Origin of the sequence: Zhouia amylolytica AD3 (assembly GCF_000511935.2) — a bacterium.
Taxonomy (GTDB): domain Bacteria; phylum Bacteroidota; class Bacteroidia; order Flavobacteriales; family Flavobacteriaceae; genus Zhouia; species Zhouia amylolytica.
Window position 1 is genome coordinate 108,983 of the sequence record NZ_AYXY01000002.1, and the last position, 17,358, is coordinate 126,340.

Sequence of the window (17,358 nt, forward strand, 5' to 3'; positions counted from 1 at the left end):
TAATTCATATGTAGTCTGTTATATATTTATATCGCATTACAAAAGTATGGAATATGAAACCTATTAAAATTCTATTCCTACTATGCTATATTGCAACTACCCCAATAATTCTTTCATGTAGCGCAGAAACAGAAGACCCTGATGTTTCTACGGATATTTTTGAGGCATATATCAACGATACGCATTTTACTGCGAAAGACGTTGTTTTAATGCTTAGAGGTGATTATATTGATATCATCGGAAATGATACAGAAACAGATCAATCAATCTTCATTACCCTGAAAAGAGCTAACAAGGAACGCTATGTCTTTGGGAAATCTTCAATTAATGGAGAAGGAAATGAGGCTGCTTTCTATAATCGAAATAACAGTGATGAGTTTACCACCTCGTTTGTGAATAAAAATTGTGGAGAAGTTAAACTTGATATTTCAAAATGGAGCGAAGGAATGATTTCCGGAGAATTCTATTTTGAGGCTTCTAATGATGAAAATAAAGTTATCCAGGTGTCTCAGGGACGATTTGAAAAGAACTTCTATGAATAAATAAGCTTTTGTCGATTAATAAAAAATGCTCGGGGAATACCTCGAGCATTTTTAGTTTTGGTTGATTACTGGTTTTGGCTGACCACGATTTATAGTTAATTAGATCTTAGTTACATCGCCACTTCCAACAATTTTATTGTCAGTGCTACCTGGGTTACCTTGATATTTTACATCTCCGCTTCCTACAATCCTTGTTTTAAGCTTACCACCATTACAATGAACTTTGGCATCACCCGATCCGGATATAGAAACCGATACGTCTTTTGCTTTTAAATCATATGCATGAATATCTCCAGACCCTGAAATAGCACATTCAAAAGAAGAAGTGTATCCCGTAACACTAATGTCACCTGACCCGGAAACATTTGCCTCAACAGTATCGCTGTTAAGACTTAATTTAATGTCGCCTGATCCTGAAAGACTTGTTGTAAAGTTTGTAGCTTTAATTTCATTTTTTGAAACAATATCGCCGGATCCGGATAAATAAACCCCGGAGATGTCTTCAAAAGGAACGGTAATTAGAATTTTTTTACCTCGGCTGGTCGAAAGATTATATCCTTTTTCCGTTTTTATTTTAAGTTGATCACCATCAACTTCGGTAACAATATATTCGAGTAGGTTTTCCTCCGCCTCAATAGTAATCTTACCTTCAGAACCTTTCACGAGTACAACATCAAAAAAACCTGCCATACTTACAGTGTCATAATCACCTACCTTTCGGGTTTCTGTGGTAACCTTACCATTACCGTTTACTTTTTTACTACCCCACCATTGAGCACTTGCTGCTGAGGTAATTGTAAGGGCAAATAAAAATAAAATTGATTTTTTCATTTTAGTTGTTTTGAGATTGATGAATTAGTTTTTATACAATTTAACACTACCGTAGTCTGAATTGATAGATAATTTGTTTTTACCCTTTGAGCCGTAATAGCCTTCATAATGTTTTTCAGTAGATTTTTCTGTGCTATGACTCATATTAAGATCTTCCTTTCCGCTTAACCCGGCATATTCTAATTGAATATTAAAATCGAAATGATAATTTGGGTCATAACCAATTCTTATTCCGGCGTAATCACTTCTGATTTCAACATTACCGGCATTTGAAGAAAGGTTGTCAATTTTTATAGATCCATAATCAGATGATAGAGATACATTTCCATGAACATCACCGATTTTAGTAGTTAAATAATCTCCATTTGCTTGCAGGTTATTAACGGCACCAATTTTTATAGATCCATAATCGCATGAAAACTCGAGATTACCTGCCTCTCCAATTACGGAGGTTGTGTAGTCGGCACTAATAATAAGATTACCTGCTTTGTCAATTTCATAGCCTGAATAATCGGCACTGATTTTACCGCTTTTCATATATCCTATCGTAGACTTAGAGGTGTAATCAAAGCTTAATGTATTATTATCCGCATTGAGTTCTCCAATATTCATTTTACCGTAGTCACAACTTATTTTGGCAACACCGTCTAATGCATCTAAATTGATTCCACCGTAATCGTTGCTGAGGTCTACACTGTTTGTAACCGGCATCTTAATGGTGTAATTGATTTCCATACTTACATTATTGCTTCCCCAACTCCAATTCCAGCCACTACTTTTTTTGAAAATGGTTTTAGCAGAAACCATAGCGTTTGAAGCCGAAAAATCAACATCGATCTCATCTAGTTTCTTCTGAACTTTATCTTCATTGTTACCACTGGTTTTAATATGAACCTCAATTTCTATACGGTTCTGATTCCAGGTAGTTATGTATAAATTTCCATAACTGTTATCAACCTTCAATAAGGCATTAGCGTTTACACTATACTCTTTATTTATCTTTTTTTCCTTGGTGTATTTTCCGGTATGGGAAGGATTGGTTGCAAGCAACATAGCTGGCAACAAAAGAAGGAATAGTGTAATTTTATATAACATAGTTTTCATCTTTTTAAGATTTAATTGTTATGAAAGGTCATGCATTGTTTAGTAAGACCTATACCTGGTTTTAAACCTGATTAGCAGGCAATGCATTTTCCTTGTCTTTTAATTGTTTTACTTCTTCGATCTGATTTAAAACATCTTGTAATAAATCAATTCTGGTTTGAAAATTGGTAATCATTGCATGCAGTATTTTTTTAGTATTACCATTTTCTTTAAGATCTTGTTCTAGTTTTTTATAATCATTATCTAATTTTTTTATCTGAAGCATGGCGTCATCGACCATCTTCTGGGTTTCGGGGGTAACTTCTTTATTTATTTTTTCTATTTCCTGCTCTAGTAAAGAGGCAAAATAGAACTGTGTCTTTTCAACTTCCGGAGCAACTTTTGATGTCTTTTGAGTATTTACAAAAACACCAGCTCCTAAAGCAATTAGTATGGCCAGCGATGCAGCAATAGAAAGTGGTTTCCACCAGGATCTTTTTTTAGATGGCCCTTCAATATTTAAAGTGGACTGACTATTCAAGCGTTCTAAAAATCGCTCTTCATGACCAGCTGTTGGCTCTTCAATGTCAAATTGACCATGAAGTTCCTCGAAAAGTGCATCAATATTATCTTTCTTTAAGTCCATACTTCAGTTAATTTTTTTCTTAAACTCGCTTTTGCTCTTGAAATGGTTGTTCTGCAATTAGCATAACTCATTCCCATTATTTCACTTATTTCCTCATAGTCATAACCTTCTATTAAATGTAAGGTCAAAGAAACTCTGTAATTGTCCTTCAGCGTTTTCATGGTTTCTAACACTTTTTGAGCCTTCATGTTTTTGAAATCATGATCAGGATCAATGCCATCGTTGTCTTCGACCCTGTACATTACATCATCTAACGGAACGTCATCATTTTTTTGTTGTTTTCTGTAATGATAGATACTGTTGTTAACTACAATACGTTTTAACCAGGCTCCAAAAGTGGTGTCTCCCCTGTAGGAATCTAATTTCGTAAATGCACTTAAGAAAGATTCCTGCAGAACGTCTTCTGCCTCGTAGGGATCATGGACAATTCGTACTGCAATGTTATACATCGCTTTGAAGTATCTCTTATATACTTCCATCTGGGCTACTTTGTCCCCCTTTTTGCATAATTGCAATAATGCTTCAATATCTAAATTACTTCGGCTCAAAAAGTGATTGTTTACTATAAAGATGAAGATTAAGGTTCAATTGTTACAGTTTGAAAAGATATTTTTTTAAAAGATATTGATTTTGTGAGTGTTATACCAGTGTGCAGCTTCCTGAAGTATAACTATTTATTAAGGCTCCAGAAATGATGTAGAGGTCCATTTCCTTTACCAGCCTTTAGTAGGTCTGCATTTTGGATAGCCCCCTGAATAAATACTTTAGATTTTTTAATCGCGGAAACTAAGTTGTATCCCTTTCCTAAATAAGAAGCTATTGCTGAAGATAATGTGCATCCTGTGCCATGAAGATTACCGGAATTGATTTTTCTGGATTCAAAACTGATATGCTGGCTTTGCGTAATATCATATAAGGTGTCAATAGTATAATTACCACTTAGGTGGCCGCCTTTTAATAAAACGGAAACTTCAAATTTGTCTGCCAATTTTTGCGCAAAACCGGCAAGATCGTTCTCATCAATTTTTTCGCCCAGTAATGTTTCAGCTTCCGGAATATTGGGAGTTATTAAGGTGCTCAAGGGAAATAGCCTGGCAACAAGATTTGATACGGCCTCCGGTGCTAATAACTTTTTTCCCGAACTGGAAATAAGTACTGGATCTAATACAATCAACGGGGAAGGATGCATTTGCAAACAATCTGCAACTCCTTCAACAATAGCCGCATTCGCCAGCATTCCTATTTTGATAGCATTAATTTCAATATCTTTAAGGATTAGGTTGAGTTGCTCCTGAACAAATTCGTAAGGTAAGGTCTGAATTTGCGACACACCTAAAGTGTTCTGGGCAGTAAGCGATGTGATTACTGAAGTAGCATAACAACCGCAGGCGCTAATGGTTTTAATGTCGGCTTGAATACCCGCTCCACCACTGGGATCACTCCCTGCTATCGTTAAAATATTTGGAATACTTTGTTTTTCTTTTTGCATTTGTTGAAAACGAGGATTGCAGTACAATTAATACGAATTCCTGAGTCAAAAATAACAATTTTTAAATGTTCGCTCTATAAAAGTTATTTCAGCTCCATAAATTTAAATCTTGGCATGGCTATTGTCTAAATACAATAGAATAACTGGAGCTTGTTTTTATTGTAAAAAACTGGTGTTTAGTTGTTTGTGTTAAAGTGAGTATTGTTAGAAAAGATAAAAAAACAGCTCATTCTGGATGACAGAATGACTTAAAAGTGATTATGAGTAAAACAAAACTTTTAAATATTGACAGTTTGTCATTGCAAAACTTTGATGAAGATGCAGAGTTAATTCCATTAATGACACCTGAAGATGAAGAAGAGATTAATAACGAATCCCTGCCGGAATCTTTACCAATTCTTCCTTTGAGAAATACGGTATTATTTCCAGGGGTGGTTATTCCTATTACAGCCGGACGAGATAAGTCTATTAAGCTGATAAAGGAAGCTTCTAATGGAGGTAAGATTATTGGAGTAGTTTCGCAAAAGGATGAAACCGTTGAAGATCCTACCCCTGAAGATATTAATATGGTAGGAACGGTAGCAAGGATACTGAGGGTGTTACAAATGCCTGATGGGAACACTACGGTTATTATTCAGGGTAAAAAGAGATTTGAAATTGATGAAATTACATCTGAAGATCCTTACTTCAAGGCAACTATTAAAGAGGTGCCGGAAGCTCGTCCTGAGAAGGAAAATAAGGAGTTCGATGCGATTATTGATTCCATCAAAGAGTTAGCGCTTCAGATTATCAAAGAAAGCCCGAATATTCCTTCGGAAGCATCATTTGCCATTAAGAATATTGAAAGTTCTTCATTTCTTATCAACTTCATTTCATCAAACCTAAATCTCGATGTAAAAGAGAAGCAGGCATTGCTTGAAACGAATGACTTAAAGGAAAGAGCCCTGGCTACCCTGAAGTTTATGAATGTTGAATTTCAACGTTTAACACTTCAAAAAGATATTCAATCTAAGGTAAAGCTGGATCTCGATCAGCAACAGCGCGAATATTTCTTACATCAGCAAATGAAAACCATTCAGGAGGAACTGGGTGGAAATTCATCGGAAACGGAGATTGAAGAAATGCGTGAACGTGCTAAAAAGAAGAAGTGGAGTAAAAAAGTTCAGGAGCATTTCGATAAAGAACTGAGTAAGATACAGCGTATGAATCCTCAGGTTGCAGAGTATTCCATACAACGTAACTACCTCGACCTCTTTTTGGAGTTACCTTGGAATGAATTTTCTAAGGATAGTTTTGATTTAAAGAGAGCGCAAAAAATTCTGGATAGAGACCATTATGGTCTCGAAGATGTTAAAAAGCGAATAATAGAATATTTGGCAGTTTTAAAACTCCGTAACGATATGAAATCGCCTATTTTATGTCTTTATGGACCTCCGGGAGTTGGTAAAACCTCATTAGGTAAGTCCATTGCAGAAGCTATAGGAAGAGAGTATGTTCGAATGTCTTTAGGAGGTCTGAGAGATGAGGCTGAGATTAGAGGTCATAGAAAAACATACATTGGTGCAATGCCGGGTAGAATTATTCAATCGATCAGAAAGGCGGGTAAATCAAACCCTGTATTTATTCTGGACGAAATTGATAAGCTTTCGGTTAGTCATAGCGGAGACCCTTCTTCAGCCATGCTTGAAGTTTTAGATCCGGAACAAAATCATGAATTTTATGATAACTTTCTTGAGGTAGGGTACGACTTGTCTAAGGTAATGTTTATTGCTACTGCCAATAACCTGTCTACTATTCAACCGGCGCTGCGAGACAGAATGGAAATTATCAATGTTACCGGTTATACCATTGAAGAGAAAGTAGAGATTGCCAAACGTCATCTTTTACCTAAACAATTAGAGGAGCATGGTTTAAAGAAAAAAGATCTGCAGATAGGCAAAAAAGAACTGGAAAAGATCGTTGAAGGTTATACCCGTGAATCTGGAGTAAGAAGCCTTGAGAAACAGATCGCTAAAATGGTTCGCCACGCTGCTAAATCCATTGCTATGGAGGAAGAGTACAATGTAAAGGTTACAGCCAAAGATGTGGAAGATGTCTTAGGACCTGCTCGATTGGAACGCGATAAATATGAGAATAATGACGTTGCAGGGGTGGTAACCGGATTGGCATGGACCAGTGTTGGAGGTGATATATTATTTATTGAGTCGATCCTTTCTAAGGGTAAAGGAAGCTTGAATATAACAGGGAACCTGGGGCAAGTAATGAAAGAGTCGGCAACCATTGCCATGGAGTACATTAAGTCAAATGCTGAGGACTTAGGAATTAATCCTGATGTATTTGATAAGTACAATGTGCATATGCACGTTCCGGAAGGAGCAACGCCTAAAGACGGTCCAAGTGCAGGGGTAACCATGTTGACCTCATTGGTTTCGCTTTTTACGCAAAGAAAAGTTAAGAAGAGTATAGCAATGACTGGTGAAATTACCTTAAGAGGAAAAGTGTTGCCGGTTGGAGGTATAAAAGAAAAGATCCTTGCAGCTAAAAGAGCCAAAATAAAAGAGATTATCCTGTGTGAGGATAATAGAAAAGATATAGAGGAAATAAAACAAGACTATTTAAAAGGATTAACCTTCCACTATGTACGTGAAATGAGAGAAGTAATTGAAATAGCAATTACCAAACAAAAAGTTAAAAACGCCAAGAATTTATAAAGAGTTGCTTAAATTAAGGCTGGATTTAAATCCAGCCTTAATATTTAAATACAGATTATATTGATGAAAAAAATTACCATTGCAATAGACGGTTATTCTTCTACCGGAAAAAGTACGATAGCAAAACAGCTGGCAAAAGCTTTAGGATATGTGTATGTTGATTCAGGTGCGATGTACAGAGCAATTACCTTATACGCACTTGAGAACGAATTTATCGGTAGCGAGAAAGATAATATAGACGCTCTCGTTAAAATGCTCCCGTACATTAAGTTAAAATTTGAACTGAACAATGCAACAGGGGCTGCTGAAATATATCTTGATGGTAAGAATGTCGAAAAAGAAATCCGATCTTTAAAAATCTCTCAACACGTAAGCAGAATTGCAACCATCACAGAAGTTCGTCAGAAGCTTGTAGATATGCAAAAAAAGATGGGCGAAAATAAAGGTGTTGTCATGGATGGTCGTGATATAGGTACCGTGGTGTTCCCTGATGCAGAATTGAAATTGTTCATGACAGCTTCTCCGGAAACAAGGGCTCATCGTAGGTATAAGGAACTGTTGGACAGAGGAGAAAAAGTAGTCTTTAAAGATGTGCTCGAGAATGTTCAAAATCGGGATTATATCGATTCTCATCGTGAAAACTCTCCTTTAGTAAGAGCAGAAGATGCCATCGAATTTGATAATACCGACATGGGACTTCAAGATCAATTTGAACGAATTAAAGGAATGGCACTGCGAGTAATTGAAAAACAATGATTTACTGTAAGTTTTAAAATTTGAAGTAATTCTTCTAATTGTTTGTGAATCAAATATTATTGTTTTAATTTTGCACTCCTTTTTGCATGTAGATAGAGGTGGAAGGGAAGAAAAAAACAAACAATAATATCTTCTATGTTTAATATGCATAACCTCTTCATTGAATATAGAATACAAATTTAATACTCAGCACATGGCTGATACAAACACAAATCCAGAAGTACAGGAACAACAAAATCCTGCACAATTTTTAGAGAACTTTAACTGGGAGAAATACGAAGAAGGTATTGAGAAGGTTGAAGATGACAAACTTAAAGAGTTTGAAGATTTAGTAGAGAAAAATTTCGTTGAAACTGCGGATGATGATGTAGTTGAAGGTACTGTTGTTCACTTAACAGACAGAGAAGCAATCATCGATATCAATGCTAAGTCTGAAGGTGTAATTTCTCTAAATGAGTTCCGTTACAATCCTGATTTAAAAGTTGGTGATAAAGTAGAGGTGTTGATCGATGTTCGTGAAGATAAATCAGGTCAATTAGTACTTTCTCACAGAAAAGCTCGTGTAATTAAGGCATGGGATAGAGTTAATGAAGCTCACGATAAAGGAGAAATCGTTAACGGTTTTGTTAAGTGTAGAACTAAAGGTGGTATGATCGTAGACGTATTCGGAATTGAAGCGTTCTTACCAGGTTCTCAAATTGACGTTAAGCCTATCCGCGATTATGACCAATATGTAAATAAAACAATGGAATTCAAAGTTGTTAAAATCAACCACGAATTCAAAAACGTTGTTGTTTCTCATAAAGCACTTATTGAGGCTGATATTGAAGAACAGAAGAAAGAGATCATTGGTCAATTAGAAAAAGGTCAAGTATTAGAAGGTGTTGTTAAAAACATTACTTCTTACGGTGTATTCATCGACCTTGGAGGTGTAGATGGATTAATCCATATTACCGACCTTTCATGGTCTCGTATCAACCACCCTAACGAGGTTGTTGAATTAGACCAGAAATTAAATGTGGTAATTCTTGACTTTGATGATAACAAGTCTAGAATCCAGTTAGGTCTTAAGCAATTACAGAAACATCCTTGGGAAGCTTTAGATGCTGAACTTAAAGTTGGTGATAAAGTAAAAGGTAAAGTAGTTGTTATAGCTGATTACGGTGCATTCGTAGAAGTTGCTGAAGGTGTTGAAGGTTTAATTCACGTTTCAGAAATGTCTTGGAGTACTCACTTACGTTCAGCTCAGGACTTCGTTAAAGTAGGTGATGAGGTTGAAGCTGTTATCTTAACATTAGATCGTGACGAGCGTAAAATGTCTCTGGGTATGAAGCAATTAACTCCAGATCCATGGACTGATATTACTGCTAAGTATCCTGTTGGTTCTAAGCATAAAGGTATCGTTAGAAACTTTACTAACTTCGGTGTTTTCGTAGAACTTGAAGAAGGTATCGACGGATTGATCTATATCTCAGACCTTTCTTGGACTAAGAAGATCAAACATCCATCAGAGTTTGTTAACATTGGAGATGAGTTAGAGGTTGAAGTTCTTGAATTAGATGTTGAAGGACGTAAACTTTCTCTTGGACACAAACAAACTACTGAAAACCCTTGGGATAAATACGAGCAAGAGTTCGCTGTAGGTACAGTTCACAATGCTGCAATCGATGAGATCGTAGACAAAGGAGCTACTATCCAGTTTAACGATGATATCGTAGCGTTTGTTCCTTCACGTCACCTTGAAAAAGAAGACGGTAAGAAATTGAAGAAAGGTGATGTAGCTGACTTCAAAATCATTGAGTTCAATAAAGAATTCAAGAAAGTTGTAGCTAGCCACACGGCAATCTTCAAAGAAGAAGAAGAGAAAAATGTAAAAGCTGCTGCTGCTTCTAATGCAACTAAAGAGAAGACTACTTTAGGTGATTTAGATGCACTACAGGAGTTAAAAGATAAAATGGACGGAAAATAAGCCGTAATTATCTTTATAAAATTAAAAGCCCTCAATATTATTGAGGGCTTTTTTTATTACTTCGTCATGGCTTTTTGTATCGCTGCTTCAGCAAGGGGGCGCATTACCTCATATCCTTCACTCGTAGGGTGCACTTCATCATTGGCGTAAATAGGTTTCATGCCTTTACGTTTGTCTGAAAGGTGCGAATGGTAATCCAGATAAATATGCCCATGCTTTTCGGCATATGCCTTCATCCAGTTGTTGATCTTAATGATTTTTTCTGCGGGCTTTAACCCTGGTTTCCATGGATAGTCATAAACAGGAAGTATTGATGATAACACTACCTTAATTCCGTTTGCGGTCGCAATTTCAGCCATAGATGCCAGGTTATCCTGGATCATTTTAATTGTCGATGGACCTGTATTACCGGCAATATCATTAGTACCTGCCAAAATAACAACTACTTTCGGTTGTAAATCAACCACATCCTGACGAAACCGAATTAACATCTGCGGCGTTGTTTGTCCGCTGATCCCTCTGTTAATAAAACCGTTTTTATTAAAAAACTCCGGATCGTGACTCATCCATCCTTCGGTGATCGAGTTTCCCATAAAAACTACTTCCACAGGTTTTTGGAGTCTGATAATTTCACTATTGTCCGCTTTAAACCGTTTTAAATTAGGCCAGTCTTGTGCAGCCGTATTGAAGAAAGCCATCAGAAATAATAGGAGTAACGTGATAGATTTAGTTCTCATTTTATTTAATCTTTTGAATTTAAAATCATAATTTAATGGAGAAAATGAAATGGTATTTATTGATAATCATTTAATTATTTCAGGATTAAAAAATCATCAAATTACAAGTTAGTTTTATTTCGCAATAAATCCGTATTTTTACAAACCAAACACGATTGCAATTCGAAATTATGAGTCAAAAAGTTCTGCTTTCTTCTAAAGAGATCCATATTATACTGCATCGTTTGGCTTGTCAACTGATAGAGAATCATTTAGATTTTAAAAATACTGTTTTAATAGGAATTCAGCCCAGAGGCGTTTTTCTTGCAGAACGCCTGAGTAAGATTCTCAAGGAAGACTATAAAGTCAAAGATGTGGCGTTGGGATACCTTGATATTACTTTTTATCGTGATGACTTTAGAAGAGGAGAGAAACCTCTCGAAGCTAATAAAACAAATATTAACTTTCTGGTAGAAGATAAGAAAGTAGTTTTTATAGACGATGTGCTTTATACTGGTAGAAGTATCAGAGCCGCATTAACTGCTATACAATCTTTTGGACGACCTTCAGAAATTGAACTTCTAACCTTAATCGACAGGAGGTTTAGCAGGCATTTACCAATACAGCCCGATTATAGAGGAAGACAGGTTGATGCCATCAATCAGGAAAAAGTTAAAGTACTTTGGGAAGAGAATGATGGAGAAGATGTAGTTTATTTAGTAAATAATTAGAAAATAAGTCAACAGCAATGAGTGAATTAAGTGTAGATCACTTACTGGGAATAAAGTATCTTAAGGAAGAAGATATACAACTGATATTTGAGACAGCTGATCACTTTAAAGAGGTGATTAACCGTCCGATTAAAAAAGTACCTTCACTGCGCGATATTACCATCGCCAATATGTTTTTTGAGAATAGTACAAGAACGAAGCTTTCTTTTGAATTGGCGGAGAAAAGGTTATCAGCTGATGTGGTTAATTTCTCTGCTTCACAATCTTCTGTAGCCAAAGGGGAAACACTCATAGATACGGTAAACAATATCTTATCGATGAAGGTTGATATGGTCGTAATGAGACATCCAAATCCGGGTGCTGGTGTGTTCTTATCAAGACATGTGAATGCCAGTATTGTAAATGCTGGAGATGGTACTCATGAACACCCAACCCAGGCCTTACTTGATTCCTATTCTATTAGAGAACGCTTAGGAGATGTAGCAGGAAAAAATGTGGTAATCGTTGGTGATATCTTGCATTCAAGAGTAGCACTTTCAAATATATTTGCACTGAAATTACAAGGGGCTAACGTTAAAGTCTGCGGACCAAAGACATTGATACCAAAATATATTACCTCCTTGGGAGTGGAGGTGGAAACCAATCTTAGAGCTGCACTCGAATGGTGTGACGTAGCTAATATGCTTAGAGTACAAAATGAGCGTATGGATATCAGCTATTTCCCGACAACCAGAGAATATACCCAGCAATTCGGAGTTAATAAAAAAATATTAGATTCCTTAGATAAAGAGATTACGATTATGCACCCCGGACCAATAAACAGGGGAGTAGAGATAACTAGTGATGTAGCCGATTCAAAACAGGCTATTATTCTCAATCAGGTAGAGAATGGAGTAGCTGTTAGGATGGCAGTGATATATTTATTAGCATCTAAAATTAAACAATAACATTATGATTTTTGATAAGCAAGGAAATACTACCGTAGCTACACAAGAAGCAGTATCGTTAGCTACATTTTTGAAGCGATTGGACGAATCATATTCAAAATGGAAAAATAATAATTTGATCGTTAACCTGCTTTCAATTAATAAAATTGAAGCGAATGATTTATTGGAGTTTTTACCATTGCGAAATAAGCATACCGAAGGTAAAAATTCTTTTGTTATTGTTTCCACAGCTGTTAAATATGAGGATGTACATGATGACCTCATAGTGGTACCGACACTAAAGGAAGCTTTTGACATTATTGAAATGGACGAGATTGAAAGAGATCTTGATATTTAATTTATAAATTTAAGTTCGTTTGAAACTATCAATCCTTGGTTGTTACAGTGCCACACCCAGAGCTTTAACGAATCCTACAGCTCAGGTATTGGAAATTAAAGGACATGTTTTTTTAATCGATTGTGGAGAAGGAACCCAGGTACAACTTAGAAAGCAGCAAATAAAATTTGCAAGAATTAAACATGTGTTCATATCACATCTTCACGGAGATCATTTCTTCGGATTACCTGGCTTGATATCTACATTCATGCTGCTTGGAAGAGAAGCAGAGCTGCATATCTACGGTCCAAAAGGCATTAAAAAAGCGGTGACTACTATGTTAAAAGTAGGAAATGCCTGGACTAATTTCCCATTAATTTTTCATGAATTAACCGCCAAAGAGTCTGAGATCATTTTTGAAGATGAAAAGATTTCAGTTAAAACCATTCCTCTTATTCATAGAATATATACCAATGGATTTCTTTTTTCAGAAAAAGAAGGTGAACGAAAGCTAAATATCGGCGCCGCTGAAGATTATGGAATTGATGTGTCGTATTACAGAAATATCAAACAAGGTAAAGATGTGATGAATGAAGAGGGGAAATTAATCGCGAACCACTTACTCACCTTTGACCCTCCAGCCCCTAAAAGCTATGCTTTTTGTAGTGATACGGCTTTCAATCAGGAAATTATTCCCATTATAAAAAACGCTGGTGTGCTTTATCACGAAAGTACTTTTACCAAGGCACATGAGCATTTAACCAAACCAACGGGTCACTCTACCGCAGCTGAAGCTGCCACAATTGCAAGAGAAGCGAATGTAGGGATGTTGATTCTAGGACATTATTCAACAAGATATAAATCCTTGGAAGTGTTTAAAAATGAAGCGAAAAGTATTTTTAAAAACGTTCATTTGGCGGAAGACGGGAAAGTATTTGAACTCTGAAGTTTTTTATTCCATAACTCCATAACCACATAACTCCATAACCGCATAACCACATAACTCCATAACTTCATCCTTAACTTTACCCCAAAGCAGGGCGTTTAACTTATTTCTATTAATTATTTTTGTAGTAAAACAATTCAGGTTTAACACCAATCCTTATGCAAAACGATTTAGGTCATTATCGAAGAAATTACCAAAAGAGTGAACTTATAGAAACCAATGTCCCTGATAATCCCATGCAATTATTTCAAACATGGTTTTATGAAGTAGAACAATTTGGAGGAGTAGAGGAGGCTAATGCTATGACGGTTTCAACCATTGGTTTAGATGGATTTCCAAAGAACAGGGTCGTTTTATTAAAAAAGTATACTTACGAAGGATTTATATTCTATACTAATTATAATAGTGAAAAGGGAAAGGCTATAGCTGGCAACCCTAATATTTGTTTGTCGTTTTTCTGGCCCAATCTGGAACGTCAGGTCATTATAAAAGGAATAGCCGAAAAGGTGTCTGAAAACCTTTCCGATGGTTACTTTGAATCCCGACCCGATGGTAGCAAATTAGGAGCGATAGTTTCAGATCAAAGTGAAGTTATCGAGAACCGGAGTGTTTTAGAACAGAAATTGAAGGAACTCGAAAGCGAATTAAAAGGTAAAGAGATTGAGAGGCCTTCATATTGGGGAGGATATTTGGTGAAGCCCGAATCGATAGAGTTTTGGCAGGGAAGGCCCAATCGTTTACATGATAGGCTACGATATACTTTACAAAAAGACTACAGTTGGAAAATTGAAAGATTAGCCCCTTAAATGTGTGCATTGTAACATTTTTGTAAATTAAAGGTTATCACTTTGTGCATTTCGTCGAAAAATAATGCATTTTATCGGTAGTTAAAAGATTTTATGGTAAGTTAGATATACCAAACTTACCAAACATGAAATCTATTATGCTATTAGCATCATTAATTATGATGCCTGTATTGTTCACTTCATGCTCAAAAGAAGAGCTTATTTCTGACCAAAATCTGGCTATTGATATTAAAATCGAAGATGCCAATTTACAAGAAGATGTTATTGATTTAATTAATGATCATCGTATTGAAATTGGTTTAAATACCCTAAACTTTTTGGAAATTGTAAAAACCGTGGCTGCCACTCATACAGATTATATGATCGAGAAGGGGGAAGTAAGCCATGAATTTTTTTTTACAAGGGAGAAGGAGTTAAAAGAAAAGGCAGATGCTGAATTGGTAGGAGAAAATGTGGCATATGGATTTAGTACGGCAAAAGGAGTGGTTGATGCATGGTTGAATAGCAATAAGCACAGAGAAAATATTAATGGTGACTTTACACATGTTGGTGTTTCAGCCAAGAAAAATGCAGAGGGTAGAGTGTATTACACGCTAATGCTGGTAAAAAAATAAAACGTTTAAAAAAACTACTTACTTACGATTCCATGGTAGGTAGTTAACTTATTGACTTCAGGTGCTCATTGAGGCCTTAAGCAAATAAACATTATGGATGCAATTCACTCTTTGAATTGCTAATCTTTGAAAACTTTAGATTTCTGTTAGTTAGCAGAGAAAGAATGCCCCTTATCTTTCTCAATCCGTACTTAGCCTGCCTGGTGCAGGCTTTTTACGGGAGAAATTTTCGGATAATGAAGCATGAAGGTTGGTTGACTAATTCTTTTTTATCAAAAGTAGCAATCACATGTTTTAAACTTGAATTCATAAATTAATAAAATCTCGTGTGTACCATAGGTATATGGTCTTATTCCTGCCACCGGTAATTCGTATGCATATCCTAATTGAAGTTTTTTAGAAAAATGAAAATCAATAATAGCCCCAAAGGTGTTAAATGAGTCTACTCGGTAGGCAGCACCAAGCCATAATTTTTCAAAGAATAAAAAATTAGCAGTGGCATCTAGAGATAAAGGTGCGCCATTAGTGGCTTTCAAAATCATGGCAGGCTTAAATTTAACACTATGATTAATATCAAAAACATAACCACCGGTTAAATAATAGTTGACTCTTTCCATTGCTTTATAATCAAGCCCTGCGGACTCTCCCTCAATATTATCGTTAGTTAATATTCTGGGAGTTGATAATCCAACATACCAACGGTCTGATCTTAGATATGCACCGGCTCCAAAATTAGGATTCCATCTGTTTTGGAAGGTATCGTAATAAGGATCATTAGTTGCCAAAAGCTCATCATCAAGTGAATAATGAGTAACACCACCTTTAAGTCCAAAAGATAATTTCGTTTCACGACCAACTTTTACCGTATATGAAAAATCTCCATAAAAGTACATGGTGTTTTCATAGCCTAAATTGTCATTTATAAATGAAAATCCTAGTCCTACTTTTGGACGTTTTCGCAATGGGGAATGTCCTGATAAAGTTTGAGTTGACGGCCCCCCTTCGAAACCTGCCCATTGTGACCTATGGAGACCAACAACACTAACACCCTCTCTGCTTCCTGCATATGCAGGGTTAATGGCTATGGTGTTGAACATATATTGGGTGAATTGTGGTAGCTGTTGCGAAAATGCATGAACACCACTCAATAAAAGGACTAATATGATAATTTTTTTTATAGTTTTCATAATTAAAAAGTTTTTTAATCGGTACCTACATAAATATATCCTTTAATAGGGGCCAGTCCACTATTTTTAAGTTCAACGATATAGTAATAGGTTCCGGATGGTACTTTGGTAGATTTACCTACTGCATTTCTAGTGGTGGTTCCATCCCAATTGTTTTGATAATCTTCCGATTCATAAATGATGGTTCCCCAACGATTAAAGATTTTTACGCTTTTGGTGAAATTACAATTGTTAGCCCCATTAACTTCAAAATATTGATAGTAAGCATCACCATTTGGAGTTACTGATTTTGAAATAACAATATCATCGGTAGTACATGGTTGTACCACACAATCGTCATGAACTGTTATTCGAAACTCCTGAACAATAGGACAGTCGCTATAAGTTTCAGTGTACTCAATGGTGTAAACACCTAATTCAGTTTGAGAAGGACTAATAAGTGACCCTATTAGATCAATCACTCCTTCTTTAATAATCCATCTTCCTCCTCTTTGAATCTCTGAGGCAAGATATTGTTCCAGGTCAATCTCTGCATCTTCAACACAAAGTTCTATTTCTCTGAGAGCTGCCCGTTTTGTATTGACAGAAACGTTAACTATTTGCATAAATTCGGAGCTATTATTGCAACTGTCGGTTACATTCCATATTCGGGTAATGACGAAATCTTCAACCACACCTTCCTGTCTCGTACTTGTTTCTTCGAATTGTACATTTGCAATTTCTCCACAGTTATCTGTAAAACTTAATTCCGGAATTGCTGGAATAGCGTCACAGGTAGCATCTATTTCTATATCAAAAGAAGTTGTTAATTCGGGAGCGGTAGTATCCATTAAAGTAATAATCTGAACGTCTGTCATTTCATTTCCGCAATAATCAACGAGTGTCCATGTTCTTGTTATGAGATTTTCACCGGCACATTCACCCGTTAATATTTTATCTTGATAGGTAGCCTCAAGCCCTGTAGCACAATTATCAGCCTCATCAAAAACATCTCCTGTAAGATTAAGATCTAAATAATCTTCTTCACAAGATAAGGTAATGTCTTCCGGTGTTGTGAATGTAGGCGCT

At 36.1% G+C, this 17,358-nt stretch carries 18 protein-coding genes; 10 read left to right on the forward strand and 8 right to left on the reverse strand.

Features of this window, described 5'->3' with window-relative positions; translation table 11 throughout:
• Nucleotides 1-53 precede the first annotated feature (53 nt).
• Nucleotides 54-542 carry a DUF6252 family protein gene (locus tag P278_RS03115; RefSeq protein WP_038262191.1) on the forward strand — a complete coding sequence of 163 codons (489 nt, stop codon included), beginning with the start codon at nucleotides 54-56 and terminating at the stop codon, nucleotides 540-542.
• A 99-nt stretch (nucleotides 543-641) separates the two neighbouring features.
• Here P278_RS03115 and P278_RS03120 read toward each other — a convergent pair whose 3' ends face one another.
• From P278_RS03120 to thiD, 5 genes are all read right to left on the reverse strand, one after another.
• Entirely contained in the window at nucleotides 642-1,373 is a 732-nt protein-coding gene (locus P278_RS03120) for a head GIN domain-containing protein (RefSeq protein ID WP_038262194.1), read from the reverse strand.
• A gap of 24 nt (nucleotides 1,374-1,397) precedes the next feature.
• The gene (locus P278_RS03125) at nucleotides 1,398-2,477 is read right to left on the reverse strand and encodes a DUF4097 family beta strand repeat-containing protein (RefSeq protein ID WP_038262196.1); all 1,080 of its coding nucleotides are present in this window, start codon (nucleotides 2,475-2,477) and stop codon (nucleotides 1,398-1,400) included.
• A 61-nt stretch (nucleotides 2,478-2,538) separates the two neighbouring features.
• Nucleotides 2,539-3,102, reverse strand: a complete 564-nt coding sequence (locus P278_RS03130) for a DUF4179 domain-containing protein (RefSeq protein WP_038262198.1) — start codon at nucleotides 3,100-3,102, stop codon at nucleotides 2,539-2,541.
• On the reverse strand, nucleotides 3,093-3,650 hold the full coding sequence (locus tag P278_RS03135) for an RNA polymerase sigma factor (protein WP_038262201.1): 558 nt from the start codon (nucleotides 3,648-3,650) through the stop codon (nucleotides 3,093-3,095). Before P278_RS03135 ends, P278_RS03130 begins: the two co-directional genes overlap by 10 nt.
• A 122-nt stretch (nucleotides 3,651-3,772) precedes the next feature.
• Complete coding sequence (thiD, locus tag P278_RS03140) at nucleotides 3,773-4,591, reverse strand: bifunctional hydroxymethylpyrimidine kinase/phosphomethylpyrimidine kinase (protein ID WP_038262204.1); 819 nt, start codon at nucleotides 4,589-4,591, stop codon at nucleotides 3,773-3,775.
• 260 nt (nucleotides 4,592-4,851) lie between these two features.
• Here thiD and lon point away from each other — a divergent pair, with 260 nt between their 5' ends.
• The 3 genes from lon (at nucleotide 4,852) to rpsA (ending at nucleotide 10,027) form a co-directional block, all read left to right on the forward strand.
• Nucleotides 4,852-7,302, forward strand: a complete 2,451-nt coding sequence (gene lon, locus P278_RS03145; protein ID WP_038262207.1) for an endopeptidase La — start codon at nucleotides 4,852-4,854, stop codon at nucleotides 7,300-7,302.
• Between the two features lie 63 nt (nucleotides 7,303-7,365).
• Nucleotides 7,366-8,058: a (d)CMP kinase gene (gene cmk / locus P278_RS03150; protein WP_038262210.1), complete on the forward strand. Its 693-nt coding sequence runs from the start codon at nucleotides 7,366-7,368 to the stop codon at nucleotides 8,056-8,058.
• A gap of 193 nt (nucleotides 8,059-8,251) precedes the next feature.
• A complete protein-coding gene (rpsA, locus tag P278_RS03155; RefSeq protein ID WP_038262213.1) occupies nucleotides 8,252-10,027 on the forward strand; it encodes a 30S ribosomal protein S1 in 1,776 nt (591 codons plus the stop codon).
• Between the two features lie 56 nt (nucleotides 10,028-10,083).
• Here the strand turns inward: rpsA and P278_RS03160 are convergent, their stop codons facing one another.
• Nucleotides 10,084-10,764: an SGNH/GDSL hydrolase family protein gene (locus tag P278_RS03160; protein WP_038262216.1), complete on the reverse strand. Its 681-nt coding sequence runs from the start codon at nucleotides 10,762-10,764 to the stop codon at nucleotides 10,084-10,086.
• A 170-nt stretch (nucleotides 10,765-10,934) separates the two neighbouring features.
• On the opposite strand from P278_RS03160, the gene pyrR reads away from it, so the two are divergent.
• The 6 genes from pyrR (at nucleotide 10,935) to P278_RS03190 (ending at nucleotide 15,103) form a co-directional block, all read left to right on the forward strand.
• Entirely contained in the window at nucleotides 10,935-11,474 is a 540-nt protein-coding gene (gene pyrR, locus P278_RS03165; protein WP_038262219.1) for a bifunctional pyr operon transcriptional regulator/uracil phosphoribosyltransferase PyrR, read from the forward strand.
• Nucleotides 11,475-11,491: 17 nt separating this feature from the next.
• Nucleotides 11,492-12,421 (forward strand): aspartate carbamoyltransferase catalytic subunit, encoded by a 930-nt coding sequence (locus P278_RS03170; protein WP_038262222.1) that lies wholly within the window; start codon nucleotides 11,492-11,494, stop codon nucleotides 12,419-12,421.
• Between the two features lie 4 nt (nucleotides 12,422-12,425).
• The gene (locus P278_RS03175) at nucleotides 12,426-12,758 is read left to right on the forward strand and encodes a hypothetical protein (RefSeq protein WP_038262225.1); all 333 of its coding nucleotides are present in this window, start codon (nucleotides 12,426-12,428) and stop codon (nucleotides 12,756-12,758) included.
• Nucleotides 12,759-12,777: 19 nt separating this feature from the next.
• Nucleotides 12,778-13,683 carry a ribonuclease Z gene (locus P278_RS03180; protein ID WP_038262228.1) on the forward strand — a complete coding sequence of 302 codons (906 nt, stop codon included), beginning with the start codon at nucleotides 12,778-12,780 and terminating at the stop codon, nucleotides 13,681-13,683.
• A gap of 158 nt (nucleotides 13,684-13,841) precedes the next feature.
• Entirely contained in the window at nucleotides 13,842-14,489 is a 648-nt protein-coding gene (gene pdxH, locus P278_RS03185) for a pyridoxamine 5'-phosphate oxidase (RefSeq protein ID WP_038262230.1), read from the forward strand.
• A gap of 125 nt (nucleotides 14,490-14,614) precedes the next feature.
• Nucleotides 14,615-15,103 carry a CAP domain-containing protein gene (locus P278_RS03190; protein ID WP_038262233.1) on the forward strand — a complete coding sequence of 163 codons (489 nt, stop codon included), beginning with the start codon at nucleotides 14,615-14,617 and terminating at the stop codon, nucleotides 15,101-15,103.
• Nucleotides 15,104-15,375: 272 nt separating this feature from the next.
• Here the strand turns inward: P278_RS03190 and P278_RS03195 are convergent, their stop codons facing one another.
• Nucleotides 15,376-16,290, reverse strand: coding sequence for a PorP/SprF family type IX secretion system membrane protein (locus P278_RS03195; RefSeq protein WP_038262236.1), 915 nt, complete (start codon nucleotides 16,288-16,290; stop codon nucleotides 15,376-15,378).
• 14 nt (nucleotides 16,291-16,304) lie between these two features.
• The coding region (locus P278_RS03200) for a gliding motility-associated C-terminal domain-containing protein (protein WP_038262239.1) at nucleotides 16,305-17,358 on the reverse strand (1,054 nt) is incomplete at its 5' end.

Coding starts and splice junctions, on each gene's coding strand:
- P278_RS03125 (WP_038262196.1), bottom strand. CDS start 2,477: ATGAAAACTATGTTATATAAAATTACACTATTCCTTCTTTTGTTGCCA.
- thiD (WP_038262204.1), bottom strand. CDS start 4,591: ATGCAAAAAGAAAAACAAAGTATTCCAAATATTTTAACGATAGCAGGG.
- P278_RS03175 (WP_038262225.1), top strand. CDS start 12,426: ATGATTTTTGATAAGCAAGGAAATACTACCGTAGCTACACAAGAAGCA.
- P278_RS03120 (WP_038262194.1), bottom strand. CDS start 1,373: ATGAAAAAATCAATTTTATTTTTATTTGCCCTTACAATTACCTCAGCA.
- rpsA (WP_038262213.1), top strand. CDS start 8,252: ATGGCTGATACAAACACAAATCCAGAAGTACAGGAACAACAAAATCCT.
- lon (WP_038262207.1), top strand. CDS start 4,852: ATGAGTAAAACAAAACTTTTAAATATTGACAGTTTGTCATTGCAAAAC.
- P278_RS03130 (WP_038262198.1), bottom strand. CDS start 3,102: ATGGACTTAAAGAAAGATAATATTGATGCACTTTTCGAGGAACTTCAT.
- P278_RS03115 (WP_038262191.1), top strand. CDS start 54: ATGAAACCTATTAAAATTCTATTCCTACTATGCTATATTGCAACTACC.
- P278_RS03190 (WP_038262233.1), top strand. CDS start 14,615: ATGAAATCTATTATGCTATTAGCATCATTAATTATGATGCCTGTATTG.
- P278_RS03170 (WP_038262222.1), top strand. CDS start 11,492: ATGAGTGAATTAAGTGTAGATCACTTACTGGGAATAAAGTATCTTAAG.
- pdxH (WP_038262230.1), top strand. CDS start 13,842: ATGCAAAACGATTTAGGTCATTATCGAAGAAATTACCAAAAGAGTGAA.
- pyrR (WP_038262219.1), top strand. CDS start 10,935: ATGAGTCAAAAAGTTCTGCTTTCTTCTAAAGAGATCCATATTATACTG.
- P278_RS03160 (WP_038262216.1), bottom strand. CDS start 10,764: ATGAGAACTAAATCTATCACGTTACTCCTATTATTTCTGATGGCTTTC.
- P278_RS03195 (WP_038262236.1), bottom strand. CDS start 16,290: ATGAAAACTATAAAAAAAATTATCATATTAGTCCTTTTATTGAGTGGT.
- cmk (WP_038262210.1), top strand. CDS start 7,366: ATGAAAAAAATTACCATTGCAATAGACGGTTATTCTTCTACCGGAAAA.